We start from the raw sequence: 24,240 nt of genomic DNA, 5'->3' as shown, positions 1-24,240 counted from the left end.
TCTCTCTTTCTCGACCCTCGACATTTTGGGGGCACTTTGAGTTTAGCTCCGCATAATGCGCAGCCTAGTAAAGTCCGACTTTGCCAAGGCTGCGAACTACCTGTCGATATTATTGATGTCGAATTAGGCAAGAGTGCCTTTTGCCCTCGCTGTGGTACTCAGCTCTATCGTGGCGGCAGACCTTCGTTATCAGGCAACTTAGCCATCGCGCTAACTTGCCTGCTACTGTTTATTCCTTCGCACTTTTTTAATTTCCTTAGTATCCGCCTATTTGGTCAAATGATCCCTGCAACTCTACCATCAGGCATCATTACTTTGTTCGAAGAAGGCTTCGTCTTTCTCGCATTGTTGGTCGCTTTTTGTAGCTCAATTGCCCCTCTGCTCGTATGCAGCTCGGTCGTCGCAGCCCATATCGCTCTGAAAATTCGCGCCTTTAAGTTATTAAAGCCAGCTCTGTGGATTATACAGCACCTTAAACACTGGGTGATGATTGACGTGTTTTTAATTAGTGTGGCGATTTCTTGCTTTAAGCTGCAAGACTATTCTGATCTGTTTGTTGGCGTGGGGCTCTATGGTTTGATCTTATTGCAGCTCTTTACCGTGCTGCTGGTTAGCCGTGTGAGTGTGCGCCGCTATTGGGAAGCGTACCAAGCTGAAAGTGAGTACCCTTTTGAACATAAAGACGTGCATTGTACCGTCTGTCATTTATCTCAACCTAACAGTGACAAATGTGTGCGCTGCCATCACAGTTTGGCGCATCGAACACCGAATTCAATGCAAAAAACCGCAGCGTATTTACTGGCAGCTTCAATTGCGATATTTCCCGCGAACTTAATTCCGATTTCTATTTTGCTTACCAATGGTAAGCGTTTAGAAGATACCATTTTCTCTGGCGTGGCTGCGTTGGTAAAAAATGGCATGTCGGGTATCGCACTGATTATCTTCGTTGCCAGTATTGTTGTACCGGTGGCTAAGATTATTGGTCTTGCCTATATCTTGCTCGCAGTGAAATTCAAGCGACGTATTTTCCATCGCCAACGCATGATAATTTATTTTGTCGTGAAGTGGATTGGTAAATGGTCAATGATGGATCTGTTTGTTATTTCAATAATGATGACCTTAGTTGACCGTGGTCAAATCCTTGATTTTACACCGGGATACGGCGCTGTTGCTTTTGGTATCGTTGTGGTATTAACCATGTTGGCAGCAGATAGCTTCGACCCTCGATTTATCTGGGATAATTACGATGAAAGTCGTAATCGCCCAAGCAAAAAACTAAAACAACAAGAGTCTTTCAATGAGTAATTCAACGTCTTCGCAAAATTCTTACTCACCTGACGTGAAGCGGAATAAAGGTATTTCGCCACTGTGGATACTCCCTATCCTCACTATGGTGTTGGCAGGTTGGTTAGTCTTTAAAGCCGTTCACGACGCTGGGCAAAGAGTCAAAATTCAATTTTCTGATGCTCAGGGCTTAATTGCGGGACGCACAACTATCCGCTATCAAGGCTTAGAAGTGGGTATGGTGCGCGATATTATTCTTTCTGATAACTTGGAAAGTATCTATGTTGAAGCGGATATCTATCCAGAAGCCACCAAACTACTGAGTGAAACGACTCGCTTTTGGATGGTCAAACCGACTGCCTCACTCTCAGGCATTTCAGGTCTTGATGCGCTGGTTTCCGGTAATTACATTGCGATTCAACCGGGCGTGGAAGGCGGCGAATTAGAAACTAAGTTCGTAGCGCTAGATCGTGCACCCGCGGACTTACTCGCCAATCAAGGCTTGAGTATTACGCTAAAATCTCGTGACCTTGGTGGCATTTCAATTGGTTCACAAATTCTTTATCGTAAGATCCCTATCGGTGAAGTTTATAACTATCAACTCGATAAAGAGAGCAAAAACGTCATCATCCAAGCCTCTATCCAGGACGAATATCGCGATATCATTACCGACGAAAGCCGTTTTTGGAACGTGAGTGGCATTGGTGCGAATGTCGGTTTCTCTGGTGTTGATATCCGTCTTGAAAGCTTAACGGCGTTAATCGGTGGCTCTATCGCAGTCGATTCTCCGGGACGCGGCGCACCAGTAGAGCAAAATGCACAGTTTAAACTCTACCCTGATCTAAAAACGGCTGGTCGCGGTATCTCAATTAAAATCAATTTACCCGATGATAACAACATCAGCCCATCAGGCGCGCCTATTATGTATCGCGGCATCGAAGTTGGTCAGATCACCGATTTAGAGCTTAACAAACAACGTGAGCACATCATTGCGTCTGCTGCCATTGAGCCAGCCTTCAGTGATATGTTGAACTCGGGCAGCCGTTTTGTTCTCGAAGAAGCCGAAGTATCACTGTCGGGTGTTGAGAACCTCACCAATCTTATCAAAGGCAACTTCCTAACTCTCGTGCCAGGTGAAGGTGACAAAGCGCGTCAATTTACTGCAATTCGCAAGAATGAGTTTAAAATGCAGCAAGCGCAATCTATTGCGGTTGAGCTCTATGCCGATAACTCGTTTGGTCTAGATGCTGGCGCGAAGGTACTTTATCGCGGCGTTGGCGTCGGTGAAATCACCAAAACAACACTTGAACAAGACAAAGTACGCTTTGATCTATTAATCGATAAGCGTTACCAAAACCTTATTCGCTCGAACAACCGTTTCTTTGTAACCGGCAGCGCCAGTGCAGAGCTCACGGAAGCAGGTTTAAATGTCACCGTGCCACCAGCTAAACAGCTACTGACCGGTTCGATTAGTTTTGTCAGTCTGGGAGACAAGGTCGCCCAACCTCAATATCAACTGTATAAAAGCCAGTCATTAGCCGAACTGGCTCAGCACGCTCTAAGCGGTTCACAGACAATCACGTTAGTCACTGACGAGCTGCCTCCAGTTTCCAAAGGCAGCCCTCTACTCTACCGCAACTTGCAAGTGGGCAGCGTCGCTGACTATAAACTGGTGAATGGGCTGATCTTGGTCACCATCACGATTGAAAACCAATACAAACATCTGCTTAACCAAGAGACGGTATTCTGGAATCGTTCCGGGGTTGAGATTGATGCATCGCTTGCTGGTGTCAGTGTTAAAGCCGCACCACTTAAAACTCTGATTAAAGGTGGGATTGCCTTTGATACGATGCCGGGCATTGCCAACAAAGAAGGCAACAACTGGAAACTCTACGACACGTTGAAACAGGCTCAAAAAGCAGGATTTGAGATCACCCTCATCGCTCACGGCGACAGCAAAGTGTCAGTGGGTACACCTATTCAATACAACAGCATCAAAGTGGGTGAGATCAGTAAAGTGGTGCCTGATTTCTCGCGTAATGACGTGGAATTAAAAGCACGAATTTTGCCAGAGTTTGCCGCCCAGATTGCTCGTAAAGGTTCTTATTTCTGGTTGCCACAAGCCGAAGTGGGTTTAAGTGGTGTGAAGAACATTGAAAATCTGCTTAGCCAATCTATCAGTGTCTCGGTTGGTGAAGGCGCACAAGCCAATAGCTTTGAACTGCATAATCAACCATTCCAAGCCGAAGGAGTCTCCTTCACACTACAAAGTGAGACTCGTGGTTCTGTCGTTGTAGGTACGCCCGTTCTTTATCGTGAAATTGAAGTTGGTGAAGTGGTCAGCGTAGAACTTGGCGAATTTGCCGATCGTGTTATTACTAAGATCGCGGTTGATGCCGACTACGCATACCTAGTGCGTCAAAACAGCGTATTCTGGAACAGCTCAGGTGTCGATGTCTCTATTGGCTTAACAGGTGCAGATATTCGTTCAGGCACGGTAGACAGCCTATTGCGCGGCGGTATCACCTTTGCCACGCCTGAAGGCTCACAACTCCAACCTGTCGCAAAGCAAGATCAATCTTTCTTGTTGCATAAAGCGCCCGAAGCCGATTGGAAAAGCTGGCGTACCGCCATTCCAAGACCATAAGCAATACTTATAAGTTAGATACTTTATAAGATTTGCTTATCCAATACCAAGCGTAGCTCAGGCTACGCTTTTTTTTGCCATATCCCGTAAGCAACGCAAACGTTGCATTCCCGCATCCGTATTCCGTAGCAAAGCGTTCCTGATTCCGTAAGCAGCGAAAACGCTGCGTTCCCCCATCCGTATTCCGTAGCGAAGCGTTCCCGTCTCCCACATCCATTCCCCGTTCTCCTTCCATCTTCAACTCTCTCGGGTATAATCGCGCTAAGTTTTATTTGCTCGAGTTTTCATTTTGCACGCTAACGTATTTATCCCTGATGCATTCCTAGCCGAGATGGCGAAGATCCTTCCTAGTTCACGGAATATGGAAGATTTTGTCGCTGCTTGCCAACGTCCACTGCGTAAAAGTATTCGTGTTAACACACTGAAAATCTCGATTGACGAGTTTTTGATCCGAGCGGCTGAAAAAGGCTGGCAACTTGAGCCTGTGCCTTGGTGTGAAGAAGGCTTCTGGATTGAAGCCGATGAATCTATCGTCCCTCTTGGTAATACCGCTGAACACATGAGTGGTCTTTTCTATATTCAAGAAGCCAGTTCAATGATGCCGGTTGCTGCGTTATTCCAAACCGGAGACCTGTACGACAGCGTGTTAGATATGGCGGCGGCACCAGGTTCAAAGACCACTCAAATTGCGGCACGCATGAATAACCAAGGTGTGCTGGTGGCAAATGAGTTTTCATCAAGCCGAGTTAAAGTGCTGCACGCAAATATCGAACGTTGTGGTGTTCGCAATGCCGCGTTAAGTAACTACGACGGTCGTGTGTTTGGCGGTTGGTTGCCAGAACAGTTTGAAGCGGTGCTTATCGATGCGCCATGCTCAGGCGAAGGCACTGTGCGCAAAGATGCCGACGCGATGAAAAACTGGAGTAAAGAATCGGTTATTTCTATCGCTGAGACACAGAAAGACCTGATAGAAAGTGCCTTCCATGCTCTTAAGCCTGGTGGCGTGATGGTTTACTCAACCTGTACATTGAGTCGTGAAGAAAACCAAGAAGTTTGTCTGCATCTTAAAGAGACATTTGGTGATTTGGTTGAGTTCGATAATTTAACCCACTTATTCCCAGAAGCGGAAAAAGCGATCACTGAAGAAGGCTTCCTCCATATCTTCCCTCAAGTTTACGATTGTGAAGGTTTCTTTGTTGCTCGTCTGCGTAAATTAGGTTCAGTTGCAGCACCTGAAGTGAAAAAGCGCCTCGGCAAGTTCCCGTTTGAGAAAGCGAGTAGCAAAGTGCAGCAAGATATCGCGAAACAGTTAAAGGAAGCACTCGATGTTACTTTACCTACTGATTCGGCAGTTTGGCTACGTGACAACGATGTGTGGTTATTCCCCACTGCCCTTGAGCCGATGCTGAGTGAATTTAAATTCTCACGCATGGGGATAAAAATTGCTGAAGCACACAAAAAAGGCTACCGCTGGCAGCACCAAGTTGCGACAGCACTATCGGATGGGACAGAAAAGAACTGCGTAGTACTTTCGATTGAAGATGCTCGTGAATGGTTTATGGGACGCGATGTCCGCCCAGAAGGTCAATCAGGCAAAGGCGAAGTACTAGTTAAAATCGGCAGTGATGTGGGTAACTACGTGATTGGTTTAGGTAAATGGGTGGGTAACCGAGTGAAAAACGGATTGCCTCGTGAACTAGTACGTGACAAGAACCTATTCTAAGGCGTACTAAATTAGTTCTAAAACCCGAAACAAGCTCGCGCAAACCAAATTTTGTACTAATATTAATCTTATATACAAACAATAATATCAATAAAGTTAGCGCGGGCTCATTAATAGAGCCATTCCCCTAGGCCCGGATCAGGATGAGATCTGGGCCTTTTTTATTATAGTTCAATAGTATGAGACCATAATAATGGGGGCGTTAGTTTAGACGGATGCCGTCTTTCTCAATCGTGATTTTACCTTGCTTGTAAAGACCACCAATGGTCTTTTTAAACGTACCTTTACTGGTGCGAAACGCGGCAAAAATCTCTTCTGGTGTTGATTTGTCGTTTAACGGCAAAAATCCGCATTTTTTCTCGAGCAATTCAATCACTTTACAGCTCAAGTCATCCATCTTAGCCACGCCAACTTTCTGCAAAGACAAATCAATCTTGCCATCTTCACGAATCGCTTTGATGTAACCCTTCATTTTTTTACCAATGAACAGTTTGCCAAATACGTCCGAGTTAAAGATCACACCCCAGTGCTCGCCATTCACAATCGCTTTGTAGCCTAGGTCACTGCGTTCAGCAATCAGTAAGTCCACTTGTTGGTTACGAGTGTAGTTTGCTGGCGTTTTGTCTAGCAGCTTGTTGAACTTAGTTGTACCAACCACACGACCAGATGCACGGTCGGTGTAGACGTAAACTAGAATCATCTGACCGGCAGCTAAACGACCGCGTTGCTCACTGAATGGCACCAAAAGATCTTTCTCTTTGATACCCCAGTTAACAAATGCGCCGGTGCTGCTGATACCTTCAATCTTCATTAAACCCCATTCGCCTACTTGCGCGATCGGTGTTTCAGTAGTCGCTACTAGCTGGTTGTCTGAATCAAAATACAGGAATGCATCAATAAACTGACCTACTTCCACACCTTCCGGAACGTGACGTTTAGGTAAAAGAGCGGTGCCAAACTCGCCTGCATCAAGAAATACTCCAAAATCAGCTTGTTTCACTACTTCGAGGTGGTTTACTTGACCAACATTAATCATTGTATTTTTATCTCTGTAACACTTAATTTGGGGCGATTATAGCGAAAGTCTGTTATGCTTGCGCCAGATTATTCGAACTTTTTTCCTTTCGGAGCTCTCTCTTGATTACCGTTGATAAGCAGGACGGCATCACGCTCAAGATTTCCCATTCAATGGCATCCAGCAAAAAGGCCAATCTTGATCTCTATTTCTTTGTTCCTGGTGAGTTAGGACTTAGCCCTGACGTACTTAAAGAAACTGAATTTTATTACGAATCTATCGTGCAAAAGCGCGCTTACTACAGTGACAAGATACTCTTGCCACTGATCCACAGCCGTTTAGCTAAACGAGGACGTTTATCTTCCACGCAATATCGCGTGAGTTTGAGTTTGTTTGCGTATCAGTACGTCATTGCGCTTGATAAAGCCGTCAATCAACTTAACCGCTACGATACAGAAGTGGTTACCGACGAAGAAATCGATGCAGTGATTGAGTTGGCAATCGACATTCTTAAAAAGTTACGTCGTGGTATACCGTACGAAGAAAGTCTTAAGCGTTACTATGCCAATATCGACAACTATTTGTCTTGGTATACGGAACAAAAGTTTCTTTCTCTGATCGCGCATATGCCGCGTGATGGCGATTATAAAACGCTAAAAGAGCGTTTGATTCTAATTGTCGAGAAAGAGAAAGCGCACCGTAAGCTCAACAACTATAACTCACCCGCGACACGTGACGACGTAACGCGAATGAGTAATAAGATGCGCTTACTCCGTCGCTTGATTGAGCACCCTATCGTGCTCAAAGAAAAAACCACTTCGCTCGGTAAGAATATGAAGCGAATCGTTAAGGGGTTAGCAACGGGGTTTGTGATGGTATTTGTAACCATAACCGCCGTGCTTGCCCGTGATTACTGGGGTGAAATTACCGCGTCGTTTATCGTTGCGATGTCGTTTGTTTACGCACTACGTGAAATATTCAAAGATGACCTTCGCGATGTATTGTGGCGCTGGTTCCGTAAAGGAAAACCTCGCTGGCGTAAACGTTATACTGACCCAACAACCAACAAAGTGGTTGGTCAAAAAACCGAATGGCTCGATTACCAAGCGCTAAACAAATTACCTGACCGCATCATGTTTATTCGCAAAAAACGTACCGCACAACGTGAAGAGCAGATACTTCATTATCGCTCAGAGATCGAAATGGCGACGTCGCGCTTTATGAGTGGTTATGAAGAAACCCGCGAAACCATGTTCGTGAGTATGAGGTCGCTTACGCGCTTAATGGATAAAGGCTCAAACCGCGTATATTTGCTCAATAACGGTCAAGTGAGTAAAGAATCGGTAGAGAAACGCCATCTCATCAACTTAATTGCGAAAGAGGACCGCTTTGACGGTAAACAGAGATACTTCCGCTGGAAGATCATCTTAAACCGTACCAAAATCGTTGCCATCGAACAGGTTGACGTCGATCCAAATATTCCTCTGCCTTAAACAATCCTTACTGGCGCTTAGATAACTTTATCGAAAGCGTCAGTTCAAACACCGCCATCGGTTCCTCTCCGTGTAGATCTGGGCAAGTGGCGGTGATCACCACCGCTTTATTGACCCGCTCACCTGTCTCAATCGCGTCATCCAGCATCTGATCAATCAGCAAACCATCACTGCACGTAAACAATACATCCGCTTCCGGTCTTTTCAAAAACTCGCCTTTAACCGCCTTAAATGCCAACGATATTTTTTCGCCTCGCTGCTGAGCTTTGCTCATTGCCATAAAGCCACCAGCGACATCTGCACCGACTGCCAAAACGCCAAAATACATACTATTGAGATGGTTTTTGGTTCTTCGACGCAGTGGGATCATCACTTCGACTTTCTCTTCGTCCAATTGCAATATCTTGGGACGACATAGCCAGATCAACGGGACTTTAAAGAAGCCGAAAGAGTTTAAGTAGAAATTCGCTTGGCGTAGAGGAGTGAGCATAGTGACGTCCGTTATCAACTGGTCTGATCTGTTATTAATAACTAAGTTGTATATTGTTTTGCAGCAAAGTCAACATTGCATTAACATAATTGAGAATTAACCGCGCTTAAACAGTTACATTGTCACACCACTGAGGTTACTTGATTTACTTGGTTATAAGTTAAATCTTAAGAATTTGTATATTTAGTTTATTCCTTAGTGGGTTTCCGTTATCTTTAGCGCTTCGTAATTAAAGAATAGGCTGCAGTATGCCACTTAAAACCGACGAACTAAGAACCCAACCGATGGGTCCTATGCCAACTCCTTCTGAGTTGAGCCACACTTACCCAATTACTGACGATGTAGCGGCACGTATCGCCCAATCTCGCCGTCAGATTGAAAGCATTTTGGTAGGTGAAGACCAACGTCTTCTTGTTATCGTTGGTCCATGCTCTGTACACGATACAGAAGCAGCACTCGATTACGCGAGTCGTCTCGCTACCATTCAAGAACAATACAAAGATGAACTTTTCATCGTGATGCGTACCTACTTTGAGAAGCCTCGCACTGTTGTAGGTTGGAAAGGTCTCATTACTGACCCTAATCTCGATGGTTCTTACGCGCTTGAAACTGGTCTTAACAAAGCACGCGAGCTATTGCTTGATATCAATAAACTTGGCCTGGCAACGGCTACCGAGTTTCTTGATATGATCACTGGCCAATACATTGCCGATCTCATCACTTGGGGCGCAATTGGCGCTCGAACAACAGAATCGCAAATCCACCGTGAAATGGCTTCTGCATTGTCATGCCCAGTCGGATTCAAAAACGGTACTAACGGCAACATTAAAATCGCTATCGACGCGATCCGTGCAGCGAAAGCACAGCACTACTTCTATTCGCCAGACAAAAATGGTCGTATGACCGTTTACCGTACATTTGGTAACCCTTACGGTCACGTGATTCTACGTGGCGGCGATCAAGGTCCAAACTTTGATGCACAATCAGTCGAAGTCGCATGTAAACAGCTTGCAGAGTTCGACCTACCACAACGACTTGTGGTAGATTTCAGTCACGCGAACTGCCAAAAACAACATAGAAAACAAATCGATGTTGCTAAAGACATTTGTGAACAAATTAAATCTGGCAGTACTTACATCGCAGGTATTATGGCTGAGAGCTTTATTATTGAAGGCAATCAACCAATGGACGACATCACTTCCCTAACCTACGGTCAGTCAATCACTGACCCATGCTTGAGCTGGGAAGACACGGCGTACATGTTGGAACTTTTGGCGAACGCTGTTAAAGCACGCCCATAATTTAGAGGAAATTTACATGCCATCTTTTGATATTGTTTCTGAAATCGATAGCGTTGAACTTCGTAACGCAATTGAGAACGCTCAGCGTGAGCTTTCTACTCGTTTCGACTTTAGAAATGTAGCAGCAGAGATTGAGCTACAAAAAGATGAATCTGTAAAACTCAGCGCGGAAGGTGACTTCCAGCTAAAGCAAATGCGTGACATTTTACGCAGCCACCTAGCTAAGCGTGGTGTTGACGCAAACTCAATGGAAGCCAAAGAGCCTGAAGCGACAGGTAAAAATTGGCATCAAGTACTTGTTTTCAAACAAGGCATTGATACTCCAATGGCGAAGAAAGTTGTAAAAGCTTTGAAAGACGCGAAAATGAAAGTTCAAGCTTCTATTCAAGGTGAGAAAGTTCGTGTAACTGGTAAGAAACGCGACGATCTACAAGCAGCTATCGCGCTGATTCGTGAAGCGGAACTGGGTCAACCATTCCAATACGAAAACTTCCGTGACTAAGAGTGACAGTTAAGATTAAAAACCCGCCGATTTGGCGGGTTTTCTTTTAACAACGGAATAAGCGTAGTTTACATTCTCGCCGGCTTTAATCGTAAACTGTTGCCAATCAGTAAATTGTACTTCGCCGATGCTTCACTGATAAACACAATCACGCGTAAATGTTGCTGCTGGGCTTGAGCGATCAATTTACTCAACTCGCCTTCATCATGAAACATTAATCGCTCTGCATCTCTTCTTACGCTATCGACAAACACAAATGGGCAATCGGCAGGATACAGCACTAATTCCGCTTGCTGCATCAACCGCAAGGCTTTAAGAGACAATAGTTCAATATCCTGACCGAACTCAACCCAAGTTAACTGCCCAGACATAGTGACATTGTCACTAAGCAAGCTGTGATAACATACTTCCAACTCTTGTCTTGATGTCGCGAGTTCTACTTGTGCATGATCGAAAAATCGCTCCCAAAACTTACGTCTTAAATCAACACTCGGCAGTTTTTGCTTAATATCGTTGCGCTTAGAAGCAGCGAATTCTCCTTGTAGAGCCAGGTTTTGTGGCAGTATATACTCCAACTTTTGTCGAATGTTTCGCACCAGTACTGGCGATGCTCCACCACTCGAAATCGCTATCTGAAAGCGACCACGATTGACAATGGAAGGCGTTATAAAATCGCAATAAGGTTGGTCATCAACAACGTTGACTAAAATGCCGAGTTTTTTGGCATCATGATGCACCTGATGATTCAAGCTTGGATTATCTGTGGTAGCCCAAACTTGTACAAATCTGTTATCCATCATCTCGCGCGAGTAGAAGTTCTGTACCCATTGGCACTCTTCACTTACAACTAAAGTCTGTAAATAATCCTCAATCGCCGGAGACACAATTGTAACAATTGCCCCTGCTCTAACTAGCGTTTCCACTTTACGGCAAGCAACTTCACCGCCACCTACCACCAGAACCTCTTTACCTTTGAGGTCTAAAAACATTGGAAAGTACTGCATTTCGCTCCTTGCTTATTTAATCTTCAACATTTAGCGTCGAATTTAACTTAAACCTTGAAATTATATTTCGAGTTAAAAGCATTAACCAAGACTATCAAACTAGTAATCCGTCACTCTAACTGTATCAAAAGCTGCTTTACTAGAATTGAGATCAACGTGCTATTTACAATTAATTAACACTTCGTCATTCTATTTGTGTCGAGGATTGTGATTCTAATCAAAATTCATTTTAAATTATACATTTGAGAATATGCAGATCCTTTCCTAGGCTTATAACTAGTTGATTTAGAGACTGACACATCAGAGCAGTTTATAAAGTCGACAATAGCAATAAACACAACATTTTTCGATTCGTTGTATCAGGTGTCACCTGGTCTAACATGGATTCCACAGGAAGGATACACATGAAAACAAAACTATCGCTCCTTGCTTCAGTCGTAGTTGCATCAACCGCATTTATGTCTACCGCCGCAAACGCAGCGGACGGCACTCTGGATAAAGTACTTAAGAAAGGCGTACTTACTTGTGGTGTTAGTACTGGTCTACCGGGTTTTTCTAACCCAAACTCAAAGGGTGAATGGGAAGGGATTGACGTGGAATACTGTCAAGCTCTTGCGGCTGCAGTACTAGGCGACAAAACGAAAGTGAAATACGTTCCGCTAACAGCAAAAGAGCGTTTCACGGCACTACAATCTGGTGAAATCGACGTACTATCACGTAACACAACATGGACGCTACACCGTGATACTGCACTCGGTCTGAACTTCGTCGGTGTAAACTACTACGACGGTCAAGGCTTCATGATCAAGAAAGATCTTGGCATTTCAAGCGCTAAAGAGCTTGACGGTGCATCTGTTTGTGTACAATCAGGAACAACAACCGAGCTAAACCTTGCTGACTACTTCCGCAACAATAAGATGACCTACAAACCTGTGGTATTTGATACTGCTGCGCAAACCTCAAGTGGTTTCGATGCTGGTCGCTGTGACGTACTGACAACTGACCAATCAGGTCTTTACGCACTGCGTCTAAACCTTGCTGACCCAAGTTCAGCAGTTGTACTACCAGAAATCATTTCTAAAGAACCACTAGGTCCTGTGGTACGCCAAGGTGATGATAAATGGTTCAACATCGCTAAGTGGACGCTTAATACGATGATCAATGCCGAAGAGTACGGTGTGGACTCGCAAAACGTCGATAAAATGCTGAAATCATCTGATCCAAACATCAAGCGTATCCTTGGTGTCGACGGTCCTAAAGGTAAGAGCTTAGGTCTAAATGATGATTGGGGTTACCAAGTGATTAAGCAAGTAGGTAACTACGGTGAAAGCTTCGAGCGTACTGTTGGTGAAGGTTCACCGCTTGAGATCTCTCGTGGCGTCAACGCACTGTGGAACGAAGGCGGCTTCATGTACGCGCCACCTATCCGCTAAGCAAAATTAGATACCTATAAATAAACAAATGGGCGGAGTTTTCCGCCCATTTACTAATATCGACGGATTAGAGGTTACTGCAGTATGAAACCTACTATTAGCGAGGTTAGCCAGGCACCATCGTCTAAAGCTAGCCTACTCTATAATCCCACTTTTCGATCAGTCGCTTTTCAGATCATTGCTGTAAGTGCACTGGCCTTTTTTATCTACACTATTGTTAACAATGCACTTACCAATCTAGATTCACGTGGCATCGCCACTGGATTTGGTTTCCTCGACCAAGAAGCAGGCTTTGGGATTGGCCTTTCGCTGATTGAGTATGATGAAACCTTCTCGTACGGACGTACTTTCTGGGTAGGTCTACTGAATACCGCTTTGGTATCGTTCTTAGGTATTATCGTCGCAACCGTGCTCGGTTTTGCCATCGGTATTGCACGTCTATCATCAAACTGGTTAGTCAGCCGTTTAGCTGCTGTCTACATCGAAGTATTTCGTAATATACCCCTATTGTTGCAAATCTTTTTCTGGTATTTCGCGGTACTTCAAGCACTACCTTCACCAAGACAAAGTATTAGCTTGGGAGAGGCGATTTTCGTCAACGTACGTGGGTTGTTCTTCCCTGCACCTGTTCTAGAGCAAGGCGCAATGGTTGTCATCGGTGTGCTTGTCGTTGGTATTATCGCGACGTTCGTGATTAATATATGGGCAAACAACCGTCAGAAACTTACCGGGCAACAAACTCCAATGTTCCGCATCGCTCTGGGCTTAATTGTTATCTTGCCAGTAGTTGTTTACTTCATTATGGGTTCGCCAATTTCTGCCGAGTACCCTGAATTGAAAGGCTTTAACTTCCGCGGTGGTATTAGCATTATTCCTGAACTTGCTGCGTTACTATTGGCACTAAGTATCTACACAGCTTCATTTATTGCCGAAATTGTACGCTCTGGTATTAATGCAGTTAGCCATGGACAAACAGAGGCAGCGATGTCGCTTGGTTTGCCACGCTCGAAAACGCTTAAGCTGGTGGTTATTCCGCAAGCGCTTAGAATCATCATTCCTCCACTTACCAGCCAGTACTTAAACCTCACTAAGAACTCATCGCTTGCCATGGCGATCGGTTACCCTGATTTGGTTTCTGTTTTTGCCGGTACCACACTCAACCAGACTGGACAAGCGATTGAAATCATCGCAATGACCATGGGTGTTTATCTGACCCTAAGTCTACTCACCTCTGCTCTGATGAACTTGTATAACCGTAAAGTGGCGTTAGTGGAGAGATAATATGAAGATACATCAATTTCAGCCCGATTTACCGCCACCATCAAACACCATTGGTGTGGTTGGCTGGTTACGTCGTAACTTATTCAATGGCCCCGTTAACTCTATAGTTAGCTTAATTCTTGGTTACTTTATGGTGGTAGGCTTATGGTCTGTTGCTGAGTGGGCATTAATCAACGCCGACTGGGTTGGCTCGACTCGTAACGACTGTACTCGCGAAGGGGCATGTTGGGTATTTATCAGTGTGCGTTGGGAGCAATTTATGTATGGCTTCTACCCAGAAGCCGAGCTGTGGCGCCCTCGCCTGTTTTACGCAACACTCGCCCTATTTACGATCTTACTCGCCTACGAAGGTACACCGAAGCGCACTTGGATTTGGTTATTCTTTGTAAACGTCTATCCGTTTATCGCCGCAGGTTTACTGTATGGTGGCGTGTTCGGTCTTGAGGTCGTAGAAACCCACAAATGGGGTGGCTTGCTGGTTACGCTAATTATCGCTCTTGTCGGTATTGTGGTTTCTCTGCCGATTGGTGTGGCGCTTGCGCTCGGTCGACGTTCAGAGATGCCAATTATTCGCAGCATCTGTACGGTCTATATCGAGGTTTGGCGTGGTGTGCCGCTGATTACGGTGCTATTTATGGCATCCGTCATGCTACCACTGTTCCTTTCCGAAGGTTCTGAAACCAACAAGCTTATTCGTGCGCTTATCGGTGTAGTTATGTTTGCCTCAGCGTATATGGCAGAAGTGGTTCGCGGTGGTTTGCAAGCAATACCAAAAGGTCAGTATGAAGCAGCCGACGCTTTAGGCTTAACTTACTGGAAAAAAATGGGTCTGATCATTTTGCCGCAAGCTTTAAAGATCACCATCCCTTCCATCGTAAATACCTTCATTGGCTTATTTAAAGACACCAGTCTGGTACTCATCATCGGCATGTTCGATGTGTTAGGCATAGGGCAAGCCGCTAACACTGACCCTGAGTGGTTAGGCTTTGCCACCGAAAGTTATGTATTTGTCGCGTTAGTGTTCTGGGTATTTTGTTTTGGCATGTCGCGTTATTCGATATGGCTAGAGAACAAACTCCATACCGGCCACAAACGATAATTCTAGTATTCAAGGACGTATTATGACGCAACAACAAGATTACATGATCGAAATTAACGACATGAACAAGTGGTACGGTGAGTTTCACGTACTAAAAAACATTAATCTGAAAGTTCAAAAAGGCGAAAAAATCGTTATTTGTGGTCCTTCGGGCTCAGGTAAATCGACCATGATTCGCTGTATCAACCGTTTGGAAGAACACCAAAAAGGTCATATCTTCGTTTCAGGTAATGAACTTACGGAAGATCTGAAAAACATTGAAGCAGTGCGCCGTGAAGTAGGCATGTGTTTTCAGCACTTTAATCTTTTCCCTCACCTGACAGTATTAGAAAACTGCACCCTAGCGCCAATTTGGGTCAAAAAAATGCCGAAAGAAGAAGCGGAAAAGATTGCAATGCAATACCTAGAGCGCGTAAAAATCCCTGACCAAGCTGATAAATACCCAGGTCAACTTTCTGGTGGTCAGCAACAACGTGTGGCTATCGCGCGTTCACTATGCATGAACCCTCAAGTGATGCTATTTGATGAGCCGACTTCTGCTCTCGACCCTGAGATGGTGCGCGAGGTGCTAGATGTAATGGTTGAGCTAGCAGAAGAAGGCATGACTATGCTGTGTGTAACACACGAGATGGGTTTTGCCAAAGAGGTTGCCGATCGCGTTATCTTTATGGATGCTGGCGAAATCATCGAAGAGAATAATCCAGTCGATTTCTTCGAAAACCCGCAGTCAGATCGAACACAAAACTTCCTTGCACAAATCCTCCACCATTAATAGTAAGTATGAGTTAACCCAGAGGGCACGTAACGTGCCCTTTTGTTTTTATTGGAATTTTTCAGCCATGCAAGTAAACAGTTTTGTAGCACATCACAATATGGTCACTGATAAACAGCGTCAACATGCGGATTTGGTTAAATTGTGTTACATCTTCACGATTACTTAAGCATCTATTTCTATTATTATTTGGTTAACTACTCAATGGGGCTTGATCTTTTACTCAATCAACCTCATAAATGTAAGTAAAAGCATGACACTCTAATGAGGAAGACTATGAACAGTCCTATGTTTACTCGTTCTACAAGTGCAACTAACACACTTGAGATCAACAAAACCCTAAAGAATACTTACTTCTTGCTATCGATGACATTAGTAACCAGTGCAATTGCCGCTATGTTTACTATGGCTATCGGTATTTCTCCAATCATGGCATTAGTGATGCAAATCGCCGCTATCGGTATTCTTTTCTTCGCTCTGCCAAGAAGCATTAACTCATCAATGGGTATTGTATGGACATTTGTCTTCACTACTCTAATGGGTGGTGCACTTGGTCCAATGCTGACTTACTACGCTTCAATTGCAAACGGTCCATCTATCATCGCGCAAGCTCTAGGCTTAACAGGCATGGTATTCTTGGGTCTATCTGCTTACACCATTAGCAGCAAAAAAGATTTCTCTTTCATGCGTAATTTCCTAATGGCAGGTCTGATCATTGTTATCGTGGCAGCACTGATTAATATCTTTGTTGGTTCAACAATGGGCCAACTAGCGATCAGCAGCATGTCAGCACTTGTGTTCTCAGGCTTTATCCTTTACGACACAAGCCGCATTGTACGTGGCGAAGAAACTAATTACGTAAGCGCGACAATCTCTATGTACCTAAATATTCTTAACCTATTTACTAGCTTGTTAAGCATTCTAGGTATCATGAACGACGATTAATGACTTGTCTTGACTGGCATGCTAGCCGGAAGTGATTAAAAAAAGCCCGATGGAGCCTCTCCTTCGGGCTTTTTTATTGAGAGTAATTCAGAGCTAGGCTACCCTAATCGTAATCTAATCGGTTGGACAATTAAGATGTTTGAATATAACGGCAAGCAAATCGAAACGGACGCACAAGGTTACCTTCTCGACCATACTCAGTGGGAAGAAGGCATGATTGAGGTACTTGCGGAGCAAGAAGGCATTGAACTTACAGATGCACACCTAGAAGTGGTGCACTTTGTTCGTGAGTTCTATCAAGAATTTAATACATCACCGGCAGTACGAATGCTGGTGAAAGCGATGGAAAAATCGCACGGTCCAGAAAAAGGCAACAGCAAATACCTGTTTAAGCTTTTTAAAGAAGGTCCGGCTAAACAAGCAACGAAACTTGCTGGGCTGCCAAAACCAGCCAAGTGCTTATAAGCTAGCTACCCGATATCCTGTGGTTATTTCACAGGATATCAAAACCTTTGAAGTGCTTAAAATCGACGCTTTCTCGACTCAAATTATCCACTCGTGCACTTGGTGGACCATCTTGTAAATATTCATCCATTCTTTCTAGCTGTGCGTCATTACCACACACCATCACCTCAACATCACCATCCCATAAATTCTTGGCATACCCGGTTACCCCCACTTTTAAAGCAAAGTAAGCGGTTTGATAACGAAAGCCAACTCCCTGAACTCTGCCCTCTACCACAAATTTCACACATCGTTGTGCCATATCGGTACCTCTTGCTGTAGCGCGGTGATATAGTGCCGCGGCTTTACCCACTAGTGGAATCAGTGGGGTATATTTAAGGAACTACATTATGAAAGAAATCCCATTTCGTTGGATTGATAAGTATCTCATTCATTTAACAATTCAAGAGAAGTTTTACCTACTCTTCTTACTGCCATTTTCCGCTTTAGTCATTTTAACTGTGATTCTAAACAGTGCGTCGGGCGCAATGACTGAAAGCCTATATCAAGAAGAATTACTATTAGTAAAAAGCTTAATTGAAGCGGGAAATCTCTCTCAAAGTGACGTAGCGACACTATTAAGTACGTCAAGTACCATCAGCATTGGCTTTGGTCCTGACGCTATCGCAGTGAACGGCGGTCAATACAGCCTCGTTGCCAATCATAAGCAAAATTTGTGGACGGCACTTTCGACTTTCCAAGTCAGTATTATTATTGCCACTTTATCTCTGATTGCACTTGGCGTTTATTACATCATGACCTTTATCGGCGGTGCGATGTTCACCATGAATAAAGCTCTTAATACTTTAGCAGATGGTGACTTAACTGCTCGTATGAACTTCTTTAAAGTGCGTGACGAGTTTAGTGAAATCGCTATCACTATCGATAAGGTTGCCGATCGTGAACAAAACCTAGTGATGTCGATCCAAGAGTCGATTGCACTGATGCAACAAATCAGTTCAGAGCTTAACCTAGCGACGCAAGAAAGTTCGCAAGTATCAGCGACGCAGCAAGAGCACCTAAGCTCACTTGCGAGCGCGACTGAACAAATGGCGTGTACCATTCGCGAAGTCGCTACCCTTGCCCACGACTCTAGCACTCAGACTAACGAAGCGCGCAACATCGCTCAGCAAGGTCAAAGCAAAGTGGGTCATACGCTAACTTCAATTTCACACTTATCTACTGAAGTGCAATCAGCATCTCAGGCAGTTGCAGAACTGGATGCAAACGCGGCACAAATCGACCAAGTAGTCACCGCGATCAACGGCATTTCAGAACAAACCAATTTACTTGCACTTAACGCAGCAATCGAAGCCGCCCGCGCCGGTGAGCAAGGTCGCGGGTTCGCCGTGGTCGCCGATGAAGTTCGCGCTCTGGCAGGTAGAACACAACAAGCCACTGTTGAAATTCAATCGATGATTGAAGCGCTACAACGCAACAGCCAGTCACTCACACAGTTGATGGAAACTACCGTCTCCAGCGCCAACGAAGGTCAAACTTTAATGTCAGAAGTAGACAGTGAAATTGGCGAACTTGCTACTCGCAACCAAAGTATCTCAGACAGTTCAACTCAAATTGCCACCGCGGCTGAACAACAAGGGGTAGTCGCAGATAATATTGCCGCTAGCGTGGATGAAATTCGCAATCAATCGAATACGGTGTGCAATATGCTTGAAGAGACTCGCAGCCATGTGGAGCAACTTCGAGCACAAAGTACCACCATGGAGAATATGCTAACGGGGCTTAAAGCCTAACAGCATAATGTATTGAGCCAGTTACAATACAGATAGTCACCTAAAGAGCCGCTGATGCGGCTCTTTTATTTGCTTTTCCCTAGCGCTTCACTGACAATACCCACCCTTTCCAGACAATCATTTGAGTATCACAATGACACCAGCAATTTACCTAGTAAAAGGTCGAGACAAATCACTACGACGCAAACACCCATGGATTTTCTCTCGCGGTATCCAACGCGTAGAGGGTGAGCCTCAATTAGGTGAAACTGTTGATGTGTATAGCAATGATGGTCAATGGCTAGCAAAAGCAGCTTACTCACCAAACTCCCAGATTCGTGCACGAGTTTGGAGTTTCGAGAAACAAAACATCGACAAGGCATTCTTCGTAAAACGTATTCAAGATGCTCAACTGCTCCGTGAAGATGTTATCGAGCGCGATGGACTAACTGGTTACCGCCTAATCGCAGCTGAGTCTGATGGTCTGCCAGGAATTACTATTGATAAATATCAAGATTTCCTGGTGTGCCAATTACTAAGTGCGGGTGCGGAATACCAAAAACAAAACTTAGTCGATGCACTGATCGAAGTATTCCCAAATGCCAACGTATACGAACGTTCAGATGTTGCGGTGCGCAAAAAAGAAGGTTTAGAAGAGACAACTGGTGTACTGCACGGTGAAATGCCACCTAAATCTGTTGTGATTGAAGAGAACGGCGTAAAAATCAGTGTCGATATCGTAGGTGGTCACAAAACTGGTTTCTATCTTGACCAGCGCGATAGCCGTCAACAGTCAATGAAGTATGTCAAAGATAAAGAAGTACTAAACTGCTTCTCTTACACCGGTGGCTTTGGTCTTTACGCACTAAAAGGCGGCGCGAAGCGTGTTATCAATGCTGATGTTTCTCAACCAGCTCTAGATACAGCGAAGTTCAACGCAGAGATCAACGAATTTGATATCTCAAAGAAACGTGCGGTGTTCCTAAATGCTGACGTATTCAAACTGCTACGCGAGTACCGCGATCAAGGCACTCAGTTCGATGTTGTAGTAATGGATCCACCAAAGTTTGCAGATAGCAAAGCACAACTCAATGGTGCATGCCGTGGTTACAAAGATATCAACATGCTAGCTATGCAGATTTTAAAACCAGGCGGTACGCTATTAACGTACTCATGCTCGGGTTTAATGGACCAAGTACTGTTCCAAAAAATCATTGCTGATGCGGCAGTAGATGCAGGTCGTCAGGTGAAATTTGTTGAACGCTTCGAGCAAGCAGCAGACCACCCAACCGACACCGCATACCCAGAAGGTTTCTACCTGAAAGGCTTTGCGTGTAAAGTACTGTAACTCTATTGTGTAAAAAAGCCTGCTCCACATTGACTGTGAGGCAGGCTTAACAAACTTTCTTCAGACTATCGGAGCGTCGAGATTAATCAGGTAAATTGAAAAGTACACTCTTCAACAATGTCTCTCCCGAAAGCGCGTCAAAACTCGTCATTGGATCACTCTCAATATCTATTGCAATCGTATCAGCACTTTTCGTAGCAACCTCAAGATTCACAGATTCATTATCGGCACTTTTGACGAGATTAATTGCCGCTAACGCCTCATCCAATGACAGATTGTCTTCCAAGATATCTGACAAATCGAGCTTATCGGTACCCACTTCAAACTTAGACACACTAAAACGATTCGTGGTCTCCCAAGGTTGATCGACCCATTGAAACAGATCTGCTCCGTCATCTCCCTGCAATATGTCATTCAGCAGTGTCGCTGTATGCAGTGTGTCAAAAATATCAACGCTTGATTGCTTACCCGCAATTGACAAAGATACCGCACGAACTCCATCTGACCCAGTACTGATATCAGAAGGCAAGAAAACCTCAAACTCTCCCACACTCTCTGGAACATGAATCTGTCCCGCCGCTGACGCTGTTACGCCATGACTAAAGCGCGCATCAGCAAGCCTTGCAACGATGTCTGTTTCACCTGTGCCATCACTGGTATTTTGCTTAAGTACGACATCGAACACTGCCTGATCAAGTGTCACCTTATCCAAATTGACCTTAAAATGCACTTCATCACCTTCACCCAGCACATCTTGTACAGCAATAATGGTCTCTACTGACGAGTTCGCCACCCGCTCGACCACCGATATTTCCAGATATCCGTGTCGAACCACACCATCAGGTTGCAAGACCGCAAATTCAACGTTTGTTTCACCAATAAAACCATGCTCAGCCTCAAATACAATATTGCCATTTGCATCAATTGAAACCAAACCGGCTGGCAGATGAGTCAAACTTGCCGAAACAATCTGATAACCTGCATCAGAGGAACCGCCAATGCGGCTAAATAGATGTGAGGCGGGAATAGTAAGATAAGATGGTTGAGTCCCAGAGAGCGTTTCTTGTATGGCAAACTGATGAGTCGCACTCACTTTTAACCCTTCAAGATAATAATCTGACGAGTCATTATCTACCGCACCATTAATCCCGCCACTGTATTCAGTCGCTGAGAAAATCACTTGATCAAAAGCCAGCCCTTGAGTGTCGATAGTAAACAAAGTACGCCCCCCACCGGGGTTCACTCCTCCATCAAATTGCCCGCTGGCGACTGATTCACCATTTAGCTTTGCAACCCAAGTACCGGCTTCATGATTCGCGTCACCATTACCTTCCGCATCAAACAATTTACTGATCAGAAAACTGCCAGAAGTTGCTGGTGTATCAAATTGAATCGCGAGCTTCTCTGATTCTCCTGATTCACGATCAAACTGAATTTGCTTACGAGGTCCCCCTTCTGGGGCGCCATTTAAAATACCTAATCGACCTGTCACTGAGTTCATCGCTAAACGTGCAGGAACACCAGCAAAACTGACTTCAATATTTGCGCTATTCCAGCTTCTAGCATCTGTAGCATCCAGGGTGATGTCTCCCTGAATCAATTCATGCGACACGTCGATAAGTGGCTCAACTCTATCAAGAATGGTTCCCTCCGCAGTTTGTAAATCACCACCTGGTGGACTTGCAATGTTTAGTGCCACTATCTCACCACTATCTGCAACCGTGTCCAAACGTGTAGGCAGTACAATATCAAACCTATCAACGCCCAGTGGTACCAATAGAACACCGGTTGTATCAATGGTGACCCCATTGGTAAAAGAGACTTGATCTAAGTTAATATCCTCATTATCAGTCCCATTTAGCAGCTCAAACGAATAATGATATCTACTTTCAGCGATGGTCGGCTTATCCAGTTGAACCGCATAAATCAACGGTTCCCCCTCATAAACAGAATCCGCTTGCAATTCTAGTGAAGCCATCCGCGCGGGTTCCACCGTTGCATTCACTAAGATAGCGATATTAGCGCTAGCAACTTCACCATCACCATCCACAACCTGATACGCAATCTCTCCAGCTCCCACCATCCCTGATGATGGGGTAAATTCAATGTAATCACCGACAATTTGCGCGCGACCAACGCTTGGATCTACCTCGACTCGACTAACGGCTAGAGCCGTCCCTTTCGGGTCAGAATCGTTACTCAAGATCTCTGTAATAGGAATTCGCAAAACTTGATTAGCATTCGTGGCATAATAGCCCTCTGACGAGACTTCGATACCGGCGACAAAATAGTCAGACGAATCGTTATCTATTGAGCTATGCCCACCGGAACTGTATTCACTGGCATAAAAAACCACTTCATCAAATGCATTACCATTAGTATCAAGAACGACAATCTGTTTATCACTAACACCCGCCTCAAACGCCCCACTTCCAGCGACCGTGCCGTTGAGGTATGCAACCCAAACGCCAACTTCATTATTCGGCTTATCGTCATCGGAGACTCGCCTCTCATCAGCGAACAAATTAGTTATCGCAACCTGTCCTTGTGTAGCCGCTTTGCCAAATTTTATGCTTAATGTTTCGGATTGCTGCGACTCTCTATCATATTGAACCTGCTTGTATGGTCCTCCGGGAATATCCGTTCCATGTACTCCTAAGCGATCAAGGTAATCTTCGACAACCTTGACTGCTTGTCCATCGAACTCAGCAAACAAAGTAACGTCATCCCAACCGACGCTACCACTGTTTGTTAATGTCATATTGCCACGGATAAGCGCAAAGGGCTGAGGATCATCAACGGCCGTTGGCGGTAGTGTTGGGACGGTGGGTAAAGGTGCCGCAGGTAAAGATAGAACGGATAATAAACCTAAGCTTTGCGTGGTTGATAAATTCAGCGTTCCCGATGCTTCTGTGAGAAATAGGGTCTGCGGCTGCGTTTCTGCACCATCACGAGAGACGGTACCAGAAAGACCGATACTTGAACCTTGCGCACCTCCTGCTGCTGGCGCTATGTCAGGGTCAAGCGCCGTTGGGTCCTCACCCTGTTCGATTGCCGTTAAAATGTCATTTACGTCTTGTGTAATATCCAAAACTTGATCTTGGGCTTGCTGAAATATCTCTACAGAACCAGCATTGATACCACTATTAGGGCTATTGGTGATAATCAATTCGCCAGGTAAAGGGACTTCTCCTTCATTCAATAACCGCAGCTCTCCATTTATTCCGATGACAATCGATTGCCCTCCGACCAAATTGGCAGTTGTTGTTAAATGAGTTACTTTCATATTTAGCCCCGCTGACAATTACCTGAATGTATAATTTTGAAGTACATCGCAAATATCTTTTATTTGCTCAAACTAACATTTATAAAATTCAACATAAACGACACGAAAGCTTTTTTGACAACAAATACCAAATCTGAGATTATTACATTTCTATCAGTTATTTATTACAACTTAGTCAAATCAAAAATAATTCAAACAGATTCATAACAAAATGCATTATGTCAAGGCGAATTAAAATAAGTTTTAACTTCATCTCATTTGATAACTCTTAGTTATTATCTCTAAGTTATAGCCACTTAGATATGTCTTACATTACAGAATAAAAAATAGGATTAGACGCCAAATTCTCGAATTTAAGAAAACGTTTTAATTAGAATAGG

At 44.5% G+C, this 24,240-nt stretch carries 19 protein-coding genes; 14 read left to right on the top strand and 5 right to left on the bottom strand.

The window, feature by feature from the left end; translation table 11 throughout:
• Window positions 1-36 precede the first annotated feature (36 nt).
• From GZN30_RS05445 to rsmF, 3 genes are all read left to right on the top strand, one after another.
• Window positions 37-1,305, top strand: coding sequence for a paraquat-inducible protein A (locus GZN30_RS05445; protein WP_075648934.1), 1,269 nt, complete (start codon window positions 37-39; stop codon window positions 1,303-1,305).
• The gene (locus GZN30_RS05440) at window positions 1,298-3,931 is read left to right on the top strand and encodes an MlaD family protein (protein ID WP_075648893.1); all 2,634 of its coding nucleotides are present in this window, start codon (window positions 1,298-1,300) and stop codon (window positions 3,929-3,931) included. Before GZN30_RS05445 ends, GZN30_RS05440 begins: the two co-directional genes overlap by 8 nt.
• A 289-nt stretch (window positions 3,932-4,220) precedes the next feature.
• Window positions 4,221-5,654, top strand: a complete 1,434-nt coding sequence (gene rsmF, locus GZN30_RS05435) for a 16S rRNA (cytosine(1407)-C(5))-methyltransferase RsmF (RefSeq protein ID WP_075648895.1) — start codon at window positions 4,221-4,223, stop codon at window positions 5,652-5,654.
• 202 nt (window positions 5,655-5,856) lie between these two features.
• Here rsmF and GZN30_RS05430 read toward each other — a convergent pair whose 3' ends face one another.
• On the bottom strand, window positions 5,857-6,690 hold the full coding sequence (locus tag GZN30_RS05430) for a CvfB family protein (protein WP_075648896.1): 834 nt from the start codon (window positions 6,688-6,690) through the stop codon (window positions 5,857-5,859).
• A gap of 101 nt (window positions 6,691-6,791) precedes the next feature.
• Here GZN30_RS05430 and GZN30_RS05425 point away from each other — a divergent pair, with 101 nt between their 5' ends.
• Window positions 6,792-8,162 carry a hypothetical protein gene (locus GZN30_RS05425; protein WP_075648897.1) on the top strand — a complete coding sequence of 457 codons (1,371 nt, stop codon included), beginning with the start codon at window positions 6,792-6,794 and terminating at the stop codon, window positions 8,160-8,162.
• A 7-nt stretch (window positions 8,163-8,169) separates the two neighbouring features.
• Here the strand turns inward: GZN30_RS05425 and GZN30_RS05420 are convergent, their stop codons facing one another.
• Complete coding sequence (locus tag GZN30_RS05420; protein WP_075648898.1) at window positions 8,170-8,652, bottom strand: PaaI family thioesterase; 483 nt, start codon at window positions 8,650-8,652, stop codon at window positions 8,170-8,172.
• A gap of 248 nt (window positions 8,653-8,900) precedes the next feature.
• Between GZN30_RS05420 and GZN30_RS05415 the strand changes: the two genes are divergently transcribed.
• Window positions 8,901-9,953: a 3-deoxy-7-phosphoheptulonate synthase gene (locus tag GZN30_RS05415; protein ID WP_075648899.1), complete on the top strand. Its 1,053-nt coding sequence runs from the start codon at window positions 8,901-8,903 to the stop codon at window positions 9,951-9,953.
• 16 nt (window positions 9,954-9,969) lie between these two features.
• Entirely contained in the window at window positions 9,970-10,455 is a 486-nt protein-coding gene (locus GZN30_RS05410; protein WP_075648900.1) for a YajQ family cyclic di-GMP-binding protein, read from the top strand.
• Window positions 10,456-10,523: 68 nt separating this feature from the next.
• Here the strand turns inward: GZN30_RS05410 and GZN30_RS05405 are convergent, their stop codons facing one another.
• Window positions 10,524-11,459 (bottom strand): precorrin-2 dehydrogenase/sirohydrochlorin ferrochelatase family protein, encoded by a 936-nt coding sequence (locus tag GZN30_RS05405; protein WP_075648901.1) that lies wholly within the window; start codon window positions 11,457-11,459, stop codon window positions 10,524-10,526.
• A gap of 404 nt (window positions 11,460-11,863) precedes the next feature.
• Between GZN30_RS05405 and GZN30_RS05400 the strand changes: the two genes are divergently transcribed.
• The 6 genes from GZN30_RS05400 to GZN30_RS05375 all read left to right on the top strand — a co-directional run bounded on the left by GZN30_RS05400 (window position 11,864) and on the right by GZN30_RS05375 (window position 17,454).
• On the top strand, window positions 11,864-12,892 hold the full coding sequence (locus GZN30_RS05400; RefSeq protein ID WP_075648902.1) for an amino acid ABC transporter substrate-binding protein: 1,029 nt from the start codon (window positions 11,864-11,866) through the stop codon (window positions 12,890-12,892).
• An 84-nt stretch (window positions 12,893-12,976) separates the two neighbouring features.
• Complete coding sequence (locus GZN30_RS05395) at window positions 12,977-14,173, top strand: amino acid ABC transporter permease (protein WP_075648903.1); 1,197 nt, start codon at window positions 12,977-12,979, stop codon at window positions 14,171-14,173.
• Between the two features lies 1 nt (window position 14,174).
• Window positions 14,175-15,272, top strand: coding sequence for an amino acid ABC transporter permease (locus GZN30_RS05390; protein WP_075648904.1), 1,098 nt, complete (start codon window positions 14,175-14,177; stop codon window positions 15,270-15,272).
• A 22-nt stretch (window positions 15,273-15,294) separates the two neighbouring features.
• A complete protein-coding gene (locus GZN30_RS05385; RefSeq protein ID WP_075648905.1) occupies window positions 15,295-16,044 on the top strand; it encodes an amino acid ABC transporter ATP-binding protein in 750 nt (249 codons plus the stop codon).
• 276 nt (window positions 16,045-16,320) lie between these two features.
• Window positions 16,321-16,989 carry a Bax inhibitor-1/YccA family protein gene (locus GZN30_RS05380; RefSeq protein ID WP_075648906.1) on the top strand — a complete coding sequence of 223 codons (669 nt, stop codon included), beginning with the start codon at window positions 16,321-16,323 and terminating at the stop codon, window positions 16,987-16,989.
• A gap of 135 nt (window positions 16,990-17,124) precedes the next feature.
• Window positions 17,125-17,454 (top strand): TusE/DsrC/DsvC family sulfur relay protein, encoded by a 330-nt coding sequence (locus GZN30_RS05375; protein ID WP_075648907.1) that lies wholly within the window; start codon window positions 17,125-17,127, stop codon window positions 17,452-17,454.
• Between the two features lie 28 nt (window positions 17,455-17,482).
• Here GZN30_RS05375 and yccX read toward each other — a convergent pair whose 3' ends face one another.
• Window positions 17,483-17,755, bottom strand: a complete 273-nt coding sequence (gene yccX, locus GZN30_RS05370) for an acylphosphatase (protein ID WP_075648935.1) — start codon at window positions 17,753-17,755, stop codon at window positions 17,483-17,485.
• A gap of 88 nt (window positions 17,756-17,843) precedes the next feature.
• On the opposite strand from yccX, the gene GZN30_RS05365 reads away from it, so the two are divergent.
• The gene (locus tag GZN30_RS05365; RefSeq protein WP_075648908.1) at window positions 17,844-19,247 is read left to right on the top strand and encodes a methyl-accepting chemotaxis protein; all 1,404 of its coding nucleotides are present in this window, start codon (window positions 17,844-17,846) and stop codon (window positions 19,245-19,247) included.
• 133 nt (window positions 19,248-19,380) lie between these two features.
• On the top strand, window positions 19,381-20,574 hold the full coding sequence (locus GZN30_RS05360; RefSeq protein ID WP_075648909.1) for a class I SAM-dependent methyltransferase: 1,194 nt from the start codon (window positions 19,381-19,383) through the stop codon (window positions 20,572-20,574).
• Between the two features lie 82 nt (window positions 20,575-20,656).
• Here GZN30_RS05360 and GZN30_RS05355 read toward each other — a convergent pair whose 3' ends face one another.
• Entirely contained in the window at window positions 20,657-23,860 is a 3,204-nt protein-coding gene (locus GZN30_RS05355; protein ID WP_139312225.1) for an Ig-like domain-containing protein, read from the bottom strand.
• Window positions 23,861-24,240 lie beyond the last annotated feature (380 nt).

The sequence above is a fragment of the Vibrio ponticus genome (assembly GCF_009938225.1).
Lineage (GTDB): Bacteria > Pseudomonadota > Gammaproteobacteria > Enterobacterales > Vibrionaceae > Vibrio > Vibrio ponticus.
This window is presented reverse-complemented; position numbering and strand designations above follow the sequence as displayed.